This window comes from Amycolatopsis nivea (genome assembly GCF_004522235.1).
GTDB classification, from domain to species: Bacteria; Actinomycetota; Actinomycetes; order Mycobacteriales; family Pseudonocardiaceae; genus Amycolatopsis; species Amycolatopsis nivea.
In genome coordinates, this window is record NZ_SDLT01000006.1 from 53,438 (window position 1) to 70,004 (window position 16,567).

At 73.0% G+C, this 16,567-nt stretch carries 2 protein-coding genes; both read right to left on the reverse strand.

Annotated elements, in window-relative coordinates; genetic code table 11:
* Nucleotides 1–23: 23 nt before the first annotated feature.
* Complete coding sequence (locus tag EIZ44_RS09045; RefSeq protein ID WP_134728256.1) at nucleotides 24–12,245, reverse strand: non-ribosomal peptide synthetase; 12,222 nt, start codon at nucleotides 12,243–12,245, stop codon at nucleotides 24–26.
* Nucleotides 12,242–16,564, reverse strand: a complete 4,323-nt coding sequence (locus tag EIZ44_RS09050) for a non-ribosomal peptide synthetase (protein WP_167754057.1) — start codon at nucleotides 16,562–16,564, stop codon at nucleotides 12,242–12,244. The genes EIZ44_RS09045 and EIZ44_RS09050 overlap by 4 nt, the downstream gene beginning before the upstream one ends.
* Nucleotides 16,565–16,567 lie beyond the last annotated feature (3 nt).

The following is a 16,567-nucleotide window of genomic DNA, read 5'->3' on the forward strand; positions in this document are numbered from 1 at the left end:
TGGCGGCGCTCCTGGGGAGATCGTCATGGCGTCCGGAAACCGGCGAGCAGGTCGTCCAGCTCGCCGGGGGCTAAAGCGACCCCGGTCACGTCGGGGGCCGGCCAGCCCGCCGCCTCCGCGTCGCGGCGGCGCTCGACCAGGGTCCGCAGCAGGGCGGCGCAGCGGTCGGCGAGCCCGGCGGCGGTCGCCTCGGTGTGCAGGCGGTCGCTGTAGGACCAGGTGAACCGCAACCGCCCGGAAAGCACCATGGCGTCGACCTCCAGCAGGTACGGCCGGGGCGCGCGGGCGTCCTGGCCCGGACCTTCCGGTTCGGCGGCCGGCTCCCACGGCCCGGCCCCGCCGAATCCGGCGTCCAGCCGTCCGAGGTAGTTGAAGCAGACCGCCGCGGACGGCAGGTCCGCCAGTTGCGCCGCGGCGGGGTCCCCGGTGCGCGAATGGCGGATCAGGCCGTAGCCGAGGCCGCGTTGCGGCACCTCACGCATCCGCTGCCCGACGTGCCGCAGCGCGGCCGCCGGGTCGTGCGGATCGGGCGTCAGCAGGACCGGGTAGACGCTCGTGAACCACCCGACGGTGCGGGAGACGTCCAGCGCGGCCCCGAAATCCTCGCGCCCGTGGCCTTCCAGGTCCACCAGCACCGAGGGCTCGCCCGCCCAGCTCGCGATCGCGGAGCTGACCGCGGTCACCAGCACCTCGTCGATCCGGGCCCGGTATGCCGGGGGCACCTCGTGCAGCAGGAGCCGGGTCGTTTCCTCGTCCAGTTCGCGGGTCACCGCGGCCAGCTGGGCCCGGGTGTTGACGTCCTCCAGACCCTCGTCCGCCTCGGGCAGCAGGTCCAGCGGGAGACCGGATTCGGCCCCTGCTCGCGCGACGGAGAGCCAGTGGCCGGTCTGCGCGCCGACCTCGTCGCTGTGCGCGTGTTCGGCGAGCGCCTGCGCCCAGTCCCGGAACGCCGTGGTCTTGGGCGGCAGCTCGACCGGGGCCCCGTCGCGTTCCCGGATGTACGCGTGGGCCAAGTCCTCCAGCAGGATTCGCCACGAGACGCCGTCGATCGCGAGGTGGTGCACCGCGAGCAGCAACCGGCCGGGACGGTCGGTGCCGAGGTCGAACCACACCGCGCGCAGAAGCAGCCCGGCGTCGAGGTCGAGGGTGCGCTGCGCGGCGGCGGCGCGGGCCTCGACCGCCGCGGCGGGATCGTCGGCCGCGGCGAGGTCTTCCACGGTGAGCAGTCGCGCCGGCAGTCCGGACAGCCCGGCCTGCTCTGGCGCCCAGCCGTCTTCGGTGCGCCGGAATCGCATCCGCAACGCGTCGTGGTGCCGGACCACCAGGCGCAACGCCCGTTCGAGGGCTTCGGTGTCGATCGGACCGCGCGCACGGAGCAGCACCGCTTGGTTGTAGTGGTGCGGGGCCGGGTGCTGTTCGGCGAAGAACGTCGCCTGGACCGGAGTGAGCGGTAGCGAGCCGGTCACCACGCCTTGCTCGGCGTGCGACGCGGGCGAGGCCGGGACCGCGACCGCCGCCAGCGCCCGGACAGTCTGGTGGTCGAACACCTGCTTCGGGCTGACGGCCCAGCCTGCGGCGCGGGTCCGGGCCACGACCTGAAGGCTGACGATCGAATCGCCGCCGAGGGCGAAGAAGCTGTCGGTCGCTGACACTCGCGGCACGCCGAGCACTTTCGCCCAGACCTCGGCGATCGCGCGTTCGGCGGTTGTTTCCGGGGGGTCGTAATCCTCGGTGGCTTCGGGCGCCTCCGGGGCAGGCAACGCGGACCGGTCGAGCTTTCCGTTCGCGGTCAGGGGCAAGGCGTCCAGAACCACGAGAACGGAGGGCATCATCGACGCGGGCAGCAGTCGCGCAGCCGTCGCCCGGACTTCCGCCAGCAGAGCGTCGTCGCGGTCCGCGACGACGTAACCGGCCAACCGGGGTTCCCCGCGAGCATCGGCCCGGACCGCGACGGCCGCGGCGCGCACGGCCGGATGCGCGGCGAGCGCCGCCTCCACCTCGCCTGGTTCGATCCGCACGCCGCGCAGCTTCACCTGCTCGTCGAGACGGCCGAGGAACTCCAGTTCGCCGTCAGGGCGCCAGCGGGCCCGGTCGCCGGTGCGGTAGAGCCGGTCGCCCGGACCGCCCCACGGATCGGGCACGAACCGCTCAGCGGTCAGGCCGGGCAGACCCGCGTACCCGCGGGCCACCTGCGGTCCGCCGAGGTGGAGTTCGCCGGGCGCGCCGAGCGGCGCCGGCGCGCCGGACCGGTCCAGTACGTACACCCTGGTAGCGCCGAGCGGACGGCCGACCGGGACGAGCGCGTCGCCGGCCTCGGTGAGCTCGCCGTCGAAACACGTGCTGTCGACAGTGGCTTCGGTGACGCCGTAGGAGTTGATGACACGGGTGTGCTCGCCGCCGATCCGCGCGGCGGCCGCGCGGTCGCGCGCCGGCCAAGCGTCCGCGCCGGACACCAGCAACCGCAGTGCGGGCAACCGGCCGCCGGACGACTGCACGGCCTCCACTGCGTACCGGAGCACCACTGGCACGAACTCGGCCGCGGTGATCTGCTGCTCGTCCAGGAGCCGGGCCAGCGTGGCCGGGTCGAGCAGCAACTCGCGCGGGCACAACACGAGAGCCGCGCCTGAACTCAGCGCGCGCGTGACGTCGCCGGTGAACACGTCGAACGTCACGCCCGCCATCTGCAGGTGCCGATCCTCTTCGGACAGCGCGTACGCAGTGCGCCAGGCGGCCGCGGCGGCGCTCAGGTTGCGGTGGCTGACCTGCACGCCCTTCGGACGTCCGGTCGAACCGGAGGTGTGCACGACGTAGGCCAGGCTGTCCGGCAAGGTCGTGCCGGGAAGGTTCTCCGCGGACTCGGAACCGCCGGAGCTGACCGAGATCGCCGGCACGGGCGCATCGCTCAGGTCCTGGTCGGACACCAGCAGCCGGATTCCGGCGTCGGCGATCAGCCGGTGATTCCGGTCCGCAGGCGCGTCCGGGTCGAGCGGCACGTACGCGCCGCCGGCTTTGAGCACCGCCAGCAACCCGACCAGCAGGCCGGGGGAGCGGTCGAGCAGCAGCCCGACCCGCGTCTCCGGACCGACGCCGTGCCGCCGCAGCACCCGGGCCAGCTGATTCGCGCGTGCGTTCAGCGCACGATAGGTGAGCTGCCGGTCGTCGGCGACCACCGCGACCGCATCCGGCGTGCGCTCGGCGTGCTCCTCGGCCAGCCGGTGCAGCGGACGCTCCTCGGACGCCGGGGAGACCGGGGAAATTCCTTGGGACAGCACGGCCCAGTGCGCGTTGTCGTCCAAAATGGACACTTGGCCGACCGGTCGACCGGGGTGTTTCGCGAACTCGGCCAGCAGGTGCCGCAGCTGGGCGAGCAGCTCTTCGGCCGCATCCGCGCTGTAGCGGCCGTTGTCGTAGAGCAGCGACAGCAGCAGCCGCGGGCCGGGAGCGGAGCTGAAGGTCAGCGGATAGTCGGTCTGCTCGACGGCGTGCACCTGGCGTGCTTCGACCCCGGTGAGGGCTTGGCCCGCGGCTTCGTCCACCGGGTAGTTCTCGAACACGACGATGCTTTCGAACAGGCTGCTGCCGCGCGGCACCGCGCTGCAGGCCTGCATCCGCACCAACGGGCTGTAGGCGTTGCTCTGCATTTCCAGCAGGTCTTGGTGCAGCTCTCGCAGCCACTCGCCGACCGGCTGCCGCCGGGGCAGGCGGACGCGCGCGGGCAGCGTGTTGATGAACAGGCCGACGATCGACTCGACGCCGGGCAGTTCCGGCGGGCGGCCGGCGACCGTCACGCCGAACACGACGTCTTCCTCCCCGCTGTGCCGGCCGAGCAGCACCGCCCAGACGGCGTTCACCAGTGTGCTGGTCGTGATGCCCAGGTCGCGGGTGAACTGCCGCAGTCGTTCGGTCGCGTCCTCGGGAAGGCGGATCTCCGCGGTGCGGTACCCGTCCCCGGTCCTGCCGGGTGTGCGCGCCGGAAGCGGAGTGGCGGCGGCGAAGCCGCCGAGCCGTGCGCGCCAGAACTCCTCCGCCGGGTCCTGGTCCCGCAGCCACGCGATGTAGTCCCGGTACGGGCGGGCGGGAGCGGCCGGAATCGCCGGGGCGCCGTCGTCGTCGAGCGCTTCGTACCAGCCGAACAGCTCGCGCACGACCAGCGGCATCGACCAGCCGTCCAGCAACAGGTGGTGATGGGTCCAGACCAGTTCCCACTCCTCGTCGGCCAGCCGGAGCAGGGTGAGGCGGATGAGCGGCGGGCGGGTGAGGGAGAACCCGCGTTCCCGGTCGGCGGCCAGGAATTCCGCGCTGCGCACGACCTGTTCCGCGCGGTCCAGCGCCCGCCAGTCCACCGTGTCGACGGCGACGGGCACAGTGTGGTGCACGACCTGGAGCGGACGGTGCAGCCGGTCCCAGTGGAACGACGTGCGCAGCGCCGCGTGCCGGTTCAGCACCCGCTGCCAGGCGGCGCGGAACCGGCGGGGGTCGACCTTCCCGGTCAGCCGGGCGGCCATCTGCACCACGTACGAGCCGGGCCCGTCCTCGCGGACGGTATGGAACAGCATCCCTTCCTGCATCGGCGAAAGCGGGTAGACGTCTTCCACCGCGCCGTCGGTCGCGGCGGCGAGGCGGTCGAGCGCTGCCGGGTCCAGGTCGGCCAAGGGGAAGTCCGCCGGCACGAGCGCGTCGCCGGATCCGGACCGGACGGCGGCCAGCAACGTGCGCAGGTGCGCGCGGAGCGCGTCGAGCAAGCCGGCCACCGTCTCGCGCCGGTGCAGCGCGCCGTGCGTCACGGTGATCCGGAGGCGGCCGTCGGCGACCAGCGCAACCACGTCGATCAGGTACCGCCTCGGGACGTCCGGCGACTGGCCGGGCCCGGTGTCTTCTTCCGCGGGCAGCCACGGCGAGTCGCCCGCGAAGGACTGGTCCACCTGGCCGAGATAGTTGAAACACACCTCCGGTCCGGGCAGCGCGCGCAGCCGCTCGGTCGCGGCGTCGGAGCGTCCGTGCCGCAGCAGCCCGTAGCCCAGACCGCCGTCCGGCAGCGCGCGGATCGCTTCGCGGACGTTGCGCACCGAAGTCCGCGGCGGTCCGGTGACCGGAAGGACGAGCGGGTAGATCGCGGTGAACCAGCCGACCGTGCGGGTCAGGTCGGCGGTCCCGGCCATGCCGGACAAGGCCTCCCGGCCGTGGCTTTCCACGTCAACCACCGCCCGGTCGCTTCCGGTCCAGTCGCAGAGTGCGCGGCCGAGCGCGGTCAGCAGCAGTTCGTGCGCGCTGGCCGGGCCGGAGGAGCGGAGCAGGTCTTCGGTGGCGGTGGCGTCGAGCTCGGCGGTCGCCGAACCGGCAGCGGCATAGGTGTCGCCCGCCGGGTCGAGGTCCGCGTCGGTCGGCAGGGCTGGGGTCCGCGCGTCGACCAGCACGTCTGTCCAATAGGGAATCTGGACGCTGATCTCGGGGTGGTTCGCGTGCTCGGCCAGACCGGCGGCCCAGTCCCGGAAGGCGGTGGTCTTGGCCGGGAGCGCGAGCGGCGCGCCGCGCAGCGCTTGATGATAAGCGGTGGCCAAGTCCTCCAGAAGAATCCGCCAGGAAACGCCGTCCACGGCGAGGTGGTGAGCCACCAGCAGCAGCCGTTCGCTGTCCGCGAGTCTGATGTGGACAGCGCGAAGCAGGCAGCCCGCGGACAGGTCGATGCCCGCGTGCGCCTCGGCGGCCGTTTCGGCGATGGTTTCCGCGTCCGCCGGCCCGGCGACGGTCAGTTGGACCGGCGCCGCGTCCGACAGGGCGGCGATGTCCAGCGTGGTGCCGGACGTCACGCGCAACCGCAGGACGTCATGGTGGGCAACCACTTCGCGCAGCGCCGCACGGAGCGCTTCGGTGTGCAGCGGACGGCGCGGACGCACCAGCAGCGCTTGGTTGTAGTGCTCCGGTGTCGGCAGGTGCTGGTCCAGGAACCACTGCTGGATCGGAGTCGGCCGGACCGGGCCGGACACCGCGTCCTGAGCGCCGGAGCCGGCCGCCGCCGGGGCCGCTTCTTCGACGGCGGACGCGAGGGCGCGCACGGTCCGGTTCTGGAAGAGCATTTTGTGGCTGATCCGCAGACCCGTCTTGGCTGCTTGGGTGATCACCTGGATGCTCAGGATCGAGTCGCCGCCGAGGGCGAAGAAGTCGTCGTCGCGGCCCACTCGATCCAGCCCGAGCGCCTTCGCCCAGATGTCGGCGATCGTGCGCTCCGTCCGGGTGGAGGGCGCGGCGTACGACACCGCCAGTTCCGGACGGTCCGCGCCGGGCGCGGGCAGCGCGCCGCGGTCGAGCTTGCCGCTCGGCAACGACGGGAACTCGTCGAGAACCACGAACGCGGCCGGGACCATGTACTCCGGCAGATCGCGGGCGCACGCCGCGCGCAGCTCGTCGGTCGCGACTCCGGTGTTCGCCACCGCGTACCCGACCAACCGGGGCGCGCCCGGCTGGTCCTCGCGCAGGACCACCGCCGCGTCCGCCACGTCCGGGACGCTCCGCAACGCGGCTTCGATCTCGCCCGGCTCGATGCGGAAGCCGCGCAGTTTGACTTGGGCGTCCAGCCTGCCCAGGAACGCGAGCGTCCCGTCGGCACGGAACTGCACCCGGTCACCGGTGCGGTAAAGCCGCGCACCGGGCGGCCCGAACGGGTCCGGCACGAAACGGTCCGCGGTCAGGCCAGGCCGGCCGAGATACCCGTGGGCGAGGCCGTCCCCGCCGAGGCACAGCTCGCCGGGGACGCCGATCGGCACCGGACGCAGTTCGGCGTCGAGCACGTACGCGGTGCTGCCCGGGATCGGCCTGCCGATCGCCACCGGCGCACCCGGCAGGCATTCGGCCATGACGGTGCAGATGGTCGCCTCGGTGGGCCCGTACAGGTTGTGGAACCGGCGGCCGGGGGCCCATCGGCGCACCAGGTCGGCCGAGCACGCCTCGCCGCCGACTGTCACGGTGGTCAGGGCCGGCAGCGCCGCGTCCGGGGTGACCGCCAGCGCGGACGGCGGCAGCATCACCGTGGTGACCGCTTGCTCGTCCAGGAGCTGGACGAGATCCGGGCCGGGGAGCGGCCGCTCGCGCGGTGCGAGGCACAACGTCGCGCCGGACGGCAGCGCCATGACGAGTTCCAGCAGGGACGCGTCGAAGCTCAGCGACGCGTACTGCAACACGCGACTCCCGTTGCCGACCTCCAGCGCGCCCGCCTGCGCGTCGGCGAGCGCGGCGATGCCGCGTTGCGGCACCATCGTCCCTTTTGGACGGCCGGTGGAGCCGGAGGTGTAGATGACGTACGCGACGGCGTCGAGCGGCACCGGCGGCAGCGGGGTGTCGTCGCGCTCCGCGCGGATGGCAGGCCACTGCTCGTCGAGGAGCAGGACGTTCTCGTGCCGAGGCAACCGGTCCAGCAGGTCCCGTTGCGACAGCAGCAGTTGCGCGCGGCTGTCCTGGACCAGGTATGCCAGCCGGTCGGCTGGATACGTCGGGTCCAGCGGCACGTAGGCGGCGCCCGCCTTCATGATGCCCAGCACGCTGATCACCAGTTCGGGACAACGCTCCAGGCAAACCGCGACCCGGACGTCCGGTCCGGCTCCGGCGGCCCGCAGGTGCTGGGCCAGCCGGGTGGCGCGCGCGTCGAGCGCGGCGTAGGTGAGCTGATGCCCGCCCATCGCGACCGCGACCGCGTCCGGGCTGCGCTTGGCCTGTGCGGCAACGAGATCCGCGAATCCGAGGGCTGGCGCCGCGGGGGCCGGGGTGTGGTTCCACCGGCGGGTCAGCAGGTCGTGGTCGGCAGGGGACAGCAGCGGCGCGTCGCGCAGCCGCCGGTTCGGCTCCGTCGTCAGGGCGGCGAGCGCGTCGAGCAGCACGACGGCAATCCGTTCGACGGTAGCCGGCTCGAACAACGCGGTGTTGTAGATCAGCGTGCCGGTCAGCGAATCCGGGCTTTCGACCAAGGCGAGCGCCAGGTCGAACTTCGCCGTTCCGTTGCCGGGCGGCGGGTCAAGCGGCCGGACGCGCACGCCCGGCCAGCCGAGTTCGGGCGAGGACACCCGCTGGTAGTCGCACCCCACCTGGGCCAGCGGCGCGTAGCTGGCGTCCCGTGCGGGACGCAGTTCCTCCACCAGTTGCTCGAACGGCACGTCCTGGTTGGCGTAGGCGTCCAGGCACCCTTCGCGGACCCGGGCGACCAGTTGCGCGAAGGTCGGGTTGCCGCTGAGATCGGTGCGCAGGGCCAAGGTGTTGGTGAAGAACCCGATCAGCCGTTCGGCTTCCTCGGTGGGGCGCTGTCCGATCGGCGTGCCGACCACGATGTCGTCCTGGCCGCTGTAGCGGGACAGCACCAGCGAGAACGCGGCCAGCAGAGTCATGAACGGCGTCGCGCCGATCTCCCGGCTCACCTGGTGCAGCATCTGCCGGACCGGTTCGGGCACGGTGAACGCGTGGCTCGCGCCGTCGAATCCCAGCTCCGCAGGGCGCGGACGGTCGGTGGGAAGTTCGAGCAGCGCGGGCGCGCCGGCGAGGTTCTCGCGCCAGTGCGCGAGCTGCCGCTCCAGCGTCGCACTGTCCAACCAGGACCGTTGCCACAGGGTGTAATCCGCGTACTGGAAGGGAAGTTCCGGGAGCACCGGTTCGCGGTGTTCCCGGAGCGCGGTGTACAGCTCGGTCAATTCGGCCAGCAGGACCTCGAGCGAACGGCCGTCGGCGATGGTGTGGTGCAGGCCGAGCAACAGCACGTGGTCGTCTTCGGCCAGGCGCAGCAGCCGAGCGCGGGCGAGCGGCCCGGTCTGAAGGTCGAAGCGCAGCCGGGCCTCGGACGCGGCGAGCTCGCGGACGACCGCGGCGGTCCGGGCCGGGTCGAGGCGGCGGAGGTCCACCGCCGGCAACGGCACCGGCGCGGGCGGCGAGATCACCTGCGACGGGGCCCCGGTGCCGAAAGCGGTGCGCAGGGGTTCATGGCGCGCGGCGATGACGGTCAGCCCCGCGGCAACGGCTGCCACGTCGAGGACGCCGGTGAGCCGCAGGCCGGCGATGATCGTGTTGAGCGGGCTGTCCGGAGCCCACTGCTCGAAGAACCAGGCGCGCTGCTGTGCGAACGACAACGGAACGTCCGCCGGGCGGTCTTGCGCGCGCAGCGGCGGCCGCTGGTCCGCGGTCGTGCCGCGGCGAGCTTCGACGTGCTCGGCGAGTTCCGCGACGGTGGGATGCGCGAACAGCACCCGCAGCGGCACGTCGACGCCGAACACCGCCCGGAGCCGGGCATGGACCTGGGCGGCGATCAGGGAGTGGCCCCCGAGCGCGAAGAAGTCGTCGTGGATGCCGACGTTCTCGACGCCGAGAAGCTGTTGCCAGACCCCGGCGACGACCTCCTGCACCGGCGTTCTCGGTGCGGCCGTCTCGACTCCCGGCCGCTCGCGGCCGGGCTCCGGCAGCGCCGCCGGGTCGATCTTGCCGTGCACGGTGAGCGGGAACTCGTCCACCACGACGCAATGCGCCGGGAAGAGGTGGCGGGGGAGGCGCCGCGCGAGGTGCTCACGCAGGTCGCCGACCTCGCCGCCGGCGGTGAGATACGCGACGAGCTGATCGTCGCGGAGCCGCACGTGCGCGCCGGTCACGTGCGGATGGGCGCGCAGTGCGGCCTCGATCTCGGCCGGTTCGACGCGGTGGCCGCGGACCTGGATCTGGTCGTCGGCACGGCCGAGGTAGACGAACCTGCCATCAGGCAGCGCCCGCGCCAGGTCGCCGGTGCGGTACATGCGCGTCCCGGCCGGGCCGTACGGATCGGGCAGGAAGCGTTGCGCGGTCAGCCCAGGGCGGCGAAGGTAGCCGCGGGCCGGTCCGGCGCCGCCGACGTGAAGCTCGCCGGTCCGGCCCGCCGGCACCGGACGCAGGTTCTCGTCAAGCAGGTAGACGCGCAGGTCCGGGATCGGACGGCCGATGACGCTGCCCGCGGCCGGGTCGAGGTCCGCCGCGCCGACCGGGTGCCCGGTGACGTGCACGGTGGTTTCGGTGATGCCGTACATGTTCACCAGCCGGGGCCGGTCCAGGTCGTGCAGCCCGGCCCAGTGCGACAACCGGTCGGCGGCCAGGGCTTCGCCGCCGAAGACCACCGTGCGCAGGCTGGGCAGGTCGCCGGCGACCTCGGTCAGCGGCAGGAACGCCGAGGGAGTCTGGTTGAGCACGGTGACCGCTTGCCGGTCGGCGAGGCAGGCGAACTCGGCGGGCGTGCGCCGGGTCAGGTCGTCCACGAGCACCAGGCGGCCGCCGTGCGCCAGCGCGCCCCACAGCTCCCAGACCGAGAAGTCGAACGCGACCGAGTGGAACAGGCTCCACACGTCGCGGGCCTCGAAGCCGAACCACGAGCGGGTGGCGTCGAACAAGCGCGCCGCGTTGCGATGCGGGACCAGCACGCCCTTGGGCTCTCCGGTCGATCCGGACGTGTAGATCACGTACGCGAGGTCGGCCGGGTCGATCCGCGGCGGCGCCGGGTCGGCTTCGGTGCCGGCGAGGAAGACCACCGCCGGCCCGTCCGGGATCCGGTCGGCGAGGTCGACGGTGCTGATCAGCGTCGGGATCTGACTGTCGGACACCAGATAGTCCAGCCGCTCCCGCGGATACTCCGGGTCCAGCGGCACGTAGGCTCCGCCGGCGAGGTGACACGCCAGCACGGCGATCACCTGCTGCGGGCCGCGGTCCACGAGCACCCCGGTCAGCACCTCGCGGCCGACTCCGGCCGAGCGGAGCTGCTCTGCCAGCCCCGCGGCCCGGCGTGCGACCGCGCGGTAGGTGAACTGTTCCCCGCCCCAGACCACCGCGATGGCGTCCGGCCGCTCGCGCGCCTGCCTGAGGAAGCGTTCCACCAGCGTTCCTTCGTCCGCGGAAACCGCTGCCGGGGCGGGGTTCCAGCTCGCGAGGAGGGCCGCTTCCCGCTCCGGCGCGAGCGCGGCGAGCGCTGCGACGGGTGCGTCGAGATTCGCGACGAGCGCGGCCAGCAGGTCCTTCAGTTCGGCGAGCAATCCGCTCGCACCGGCTTCGTCGTACTGATTCCGCGCGTACGCCAGCCGCAGCGTCAGCCGATCGGCGAGCGCCGAGACGAGGGTGAGCGGGTAGTGCGTCTGCTCGCGGAAGCTGACGCCGGCCACTCGAGGACTGCCTGCGGTGTGCTCGTCCAGCGGGTAGTTCTCGAAGACCACCAGGCTTTCGAAGAGGGGGCTGTTCCCGGGCAGTTCGGCCCACCGTCGCGTCTCCGCCAACGGCGTGTGCTCGTACTGGCGGAGTTCGACGAATGCCCGCTGAAGATCCCCGAGCCATTCGGCGACGGACTCGCCGGTCGCCCGGACGCGCACCGGGACGGTGTTGATGAACAACCCCACCATGTCCTCGACGCGCGCGAGGCCGGGAGGCCGGCCGGCGACGGTCGCCCCGAACAGGACGTCGGACTGCCCGCTGTGCCGCGCCAGCAGCAACGTCCACGCGGCCTGGACGACAGTGTTGGCGGTGAACCCGTGGCTGGGGCCGAGCGCGCGCAGCGCGGCCGTGCCGGATTCGGACAGGTCGAGCCGCACCGAGCCGGTGCCCTCGCGCGCCTCGGCGGTTCCGAACGGCAGCGGGGTGGCCGCGGCGAATCCGGAAAGCGTGTCGCGCCAGAACTTCTCCGCCTGCGCGAGGTCGAGCCCTTGGTACCACGCGATGTAGTCGCCGAAAGCGGGCGCCGGCGCGAGCTCGGCGTCCCGTCCGGCGACCGCGGCGCCGTAGAGCGTCATCACTTCGCCGAACACCCGGGAACGCGACCAGCCGTCCAGCACCGCGTGGTGGTTCGTCCACACCAGACGGTGCTCCCGCTCGCCGAGCCGGGCCAAGGCCAGCCGGAACAGCGGGGCGCGGGCGAGGTCGAAGCCGCGGGCCCAGTCCCGCTCGGCCAGTTCCGCGACGGCCGCGGCCTGTTCGTGCGCGCCGAGCCCGGCGAGGTCGGATTCGGTCCACGGCAACGCGACCTGCCGGTGCACGACCTGCCGTGCCTGCGCCTGCCCAGTCCAGCGGAACGCGGTGCGCAGCGCGGCGTGCCGGTCCATGACCTGGGCCCAGGCGTCCCGGAACGCCGCCGTGTCGAGTTCGCCCGTCAGCGTGCAGCACACCTGCTCCACGTACGGGTCCTTGCCCGGTTCGTACAGGGCGTGGAACACCATGCCCTGCTGCAGAGGCGAGAGCGGGTAGATGCGCTCGATGCGGGCGTGCTGTCCGGTCATGCGTCCCCCTCGGCGGGCAGCGTGTCGAGTTCGTCCATGAGCTCGGCCAGGTCCGCTTCGGCGAGGCCGGACTCGGCGAAGCGAGGCCCCTGCTCCGCGCGGGTGCCGGGGCCGGGGCCCGCGGCCAGTTCGCGCAGGCAGTCCCCGGCGAGTGTCGCGACGGTCTGCTCGCGGTGAACTGCTGGGCGGTACTCCCAGGTCATCTTCAGCCGGCCGGACAGTTCGACGGCGGTGATGTCGAGCAGGTACGGCCGCCGAGCCGTCGGGTCCGCCGTGCGGCCGAGACGGTCGGGCATCAGCTCGAGCAATCCGCCGGCGGCGGAGCCGGTTCCGCGGCCGAGGTAGTTGACCCGGATCGCCGGGCTGGGCAGCGCGCGCAGACGGGCGGTGGCGGTGTCCGAGCGGAGGTGGCGCAGGATGCCGTAGCCAATCCCGCCGGACGGTGCGGGCGCGGCCCCGTCGGAGGTCAGCCGCACGGGGTGGATGGTGGTGAACCAGCCGGCGGTGCGGCTCAGGTCGGAGTCCGCCCCGTGGACGTCCCGGCCGTGGCCCTCGACGTCCACGACCGCTTGCTGCCCAGTCCATTTGTGCAGGACTCGGCCGAGCGCACCGAGCACCGCGGCGTGCACCGAGGTCTGCGCGGACCGGCCGAGCAGGGCTTCGGTGGCGGAAGCGTCCAGTTCCACGGCGACCGTCCGGCTCTCGCCGTAGGTGCCTGGCCCGCCGGCGCGGTACTCGTCCTGCGGTATCCGGGCGTTGCGCGCCGCGGTCAGCAGGTCCGTCCAGTACGGGATTTCCGCGTCGTGGGCATGCGCCCGCTCCGCGGTCCGCACGGCCCACTCCTGATACGAGGTGGTTTTCGCGGGCAGCCGGACCGGGTGCCCTGCCGCGGCCTGCTGGTACGCGGTCGCGAGGTCTTCGAGCAGGATGCGCCAGGACACCCCGTCGACGCCGAGGTGGTGTGCGACCAGAACCAGCCGCTGAGCGGCGCCGTTGCCGGCTAGGACGGCGCGAAGCAGGCAGCCGGACGCGGTGTCGATGTCTTGTTGTGCGTGCACCACGGCCGGTTCGAGGTCGTCGGCGGTGCGCAGCAGTTCGTGCTCGGCGATCGGTGCGTTGTCCAGCGTCCAATCGCCGTCGGGGGTCCGGGTCAGGCGCAGCCGCAGCGCGTCGTGGTGGACGACCAGCGCATGCAGTGCGGACCGCAGCGGCCCGGCACGCAGGCTTTGCCGCGGGCGCAAGCAGATCGTCTGGTTGTACCGCGACGGGTCGGGCAGGCCCAAGCCGAGGAACCAGCGCTGGATCGGCGTCGCCGGCACAGGTCCGGTCACCGGTCCCTGTTCCGCCCGGACGGGCGCGGCGCCGGTCGCGCAGGCAGCGGCGAGAGCGGCGATCGTCGGGTGCTGGAACAGCAGCGGGGGCGTCACCGCGAGGCCGGCTTGGTTCGCGCGCGAGACCACCTGGATGCCCAGGATCGAGTCGCCGCCCAGTGCGAAGAAGCCGTCGTGGCGGCCGACTCGGTCGACGCGGAGAAGTTCGGCCCAGATGGCGGCGAGAGTCTCCTCCGCAGGGGATTCCGGCGGCGCGTACGCGGTGGTGCCTTCCGGTTCGGGAAGCGCCGCGCGGTCGAGCTTTCCGTTGGCGGTCAACGGGATCGCGCCGATCGGCACGATCGCTGACGGGACCAGGTAGGGCGGCAGGTGCGCGGCGCAGTGCGCTTGCAGAACTTCCGGGGTGGCGCCGGAGACGACATACCCGACGAGCTGCGGCGCGCCGTTGCCGCTGCGGACCACGACGGCCGCGTCCTGGACGTCCGGATGCCGGCGGAGCACCGCGGCGGCCTCGGCTGGTTCGACCCGGTACCCGCGCAGCTTCACCTGTTCGTCGTCGCGGCCGAGGAAGACCAGCGTGCCGTCGGCGCGCCGGCGCGCCAGGTCCCCGGTGCGGTAAAGCCGTTCGCCGGGCAGGCGGGGGTCGGGCACGAACCGCTCGGCGGTGGCCGCGGGGTCGCCGAGGTAGCCGCGGGCCGTCGCGGGACCGCCGACGCACACCTCGCCTGCTGTCCACAAGGGAGCGAGGTCGAGCCGGTCGTCCAGCACATGCACCCTGGCGTGCGGGAGCGGCCGCCCGAGCGGCACCGGGTCGTCCGCCGCGGCGACTTCGTGGCTGAGCACGCCGACGGTCGTTTCGGTGGGGCCGTAGTGATTGAGCAGCCGGCAGTCCGGCGCCAGTTCCTGTACCGACCGGACCAGATCGGCGGTCAGCGCCTCGCCGCCGAGGACCAGCCGTCGCTTCGGCAGGACCGCCGCCGGTCGCGGGCCGTCCAGCAGCGCCCGCAGGTGGGACGGCACGATCTTCAGGCAGTCGATCAAGTTCCGGTCCGCGTAGCCTGCCATCCGCGCCGGGCTGTTGGCGACCTCGCGGGACAGGACGTGCAGCGTGCCGCCGGTGCACAGCGACGGGTAGACGACGGTGTGCCCGAGGTCGGCGGCGAAGGTGGAGACAATGCCGTACCCGCTGCCCGCGGGCAGATCCAGCACGCCCGCGATGCCGCTCGTATAGCGGGCGAGGCTGTCGTGCGTGACCGCGACGCCCTTCGGCGTGCCGGTGGATCCGGAGGTGAAGACGACGTACGCGAGGTTGGCGAGTCCCGCTCCGCCGACCGGGTCGGTCGCCGGTTCGCCGGCCAGGCTCGGGTCGGCCGGGTCGATCGTGCCCGCACCGCCTTCGGCCAGGACTAGCCGCACGCCGGCCTGCTCGAACAGGGCGTCGCGGCGGGCCGGTGGCAGGTCGGCGTCGACCGGCAGATACGCCGCGCCGGATTTCAGCACGCCCAGCAGTCCGGCGAGCAAGCCGGTTCCCCGCCCGGCCACCAGGCCTACCCGGTCTTCCGGCCGTACGCCGGCCCGGCGCAGGCGGTGCGCGATCCGGTTCGCCCGCTCGTTCAGTTGCCGGTAGGTGAGCCGGTCCTCTCCCGCGACGACCGCCGTCTGCTCCGGCCGGAGCGCCGCTTGCTCCTCGAACATCGTGTGCACGCAGCGATCCGGAACCGCGGCCGGGGACGCGGGCAGCCCGGCGGCCAGCGCGCGGCGCGATTCTTCGCTCGGGGACATCGGCAGCGACTCGATCCGCGCCTCCGGTTCCCGCACCGCGGCGGCGAGCAAGCACTCGTACATCGCTGCCAACCGGCGCGCGTCGCCGGTGGTCAGCCGGGCGGTGTCGTGGTGCAGCGTCAGCCGGATCGTTGTGCCGCAGCGCATCCCGTCGAGCAGGACCGGGAACGGTTCGCGGTGTGCGACCGCGAAAACGACCGGCCAGTCCGACCGCGCCGGCAGCGCTGTCCAGGTGAATCCGGCACGCGCTGCCGGGGTCTCGCCGAACGCGGCCGCATCGAAGAATTCCTGGTTTTCCGCGAGCTTCCGGGTTTGATCCGCCACCGCGGCGACGGACTCGGCGAACGTCTGTGCCGGGTCGGCCGCCGCGGCGTGCGGCAGCCACTGGACGTACGAGCCGACCGCGTGCCGCATCTCCGCGTGCGGCCGGTTCTCCGCCGCCGAGGCGATCCGGACGACGCTGCCGGCCATCCGGGTGAGCAATGCCTGCCATGCCGCGGCGAACACGGCGTCGAGCGGCCACTCCCGCTGCTGCGCGAGCGCGACGACTTCGGCGGGCAGTTCGACCGGTACGGTCGCCGGGCGAAAGCCTTCCGCCGCACCGGTTCGCTCGCAGGGGAGCGCTTCGGCAGGCGGGAGCGCTGCGAGGTGCGTCTGCCAGAACTCCCGGCCACCGGCGGTCTCGGGAGCGGTCAGGACATCGTGCTGCCACTCGGCGGCGTCGGCGTACTGCAACGGTTCCTCGGGCTGCGAGCGTCCCTCGTAGCTCTCGCGGATCTCGGACAGCAGGACGTGCAGGGACACCGCGTCGACCAGCCAGCCGGGCATCGTCAGCAGCAGTTCGGCCCGGGAATCGGACAGCAGCACCAGATCGGCCAGCACGAGCGGACCGTCCGGGAGATCGAAATCCGTGCCCGCGCGCGCTCGCGCCAGATCAGCCGGGTCGGTGCCGCCGTGCACCGCATACGCCACGCGCGGCGTCGGCTGGATGACCTGAATCGGCAAGTCCATGCCCGCGGGCCGGTGGAGCACCGTCCGCAGCGCTTCGTGGCGCAGGCACCCGCTTTCGACGGCGCGGCGCAACCGCTCGCGGTCCAGGTTCCCGTCGACTTCGGCGCGCGCCTGCGCCGGGTAGACACCGCTCGGGTCGGCCTGGTGCACCAGACAGGCACGCTTTTGCTGAGGGGAGAGCCGGTAGCCTTCCATCGT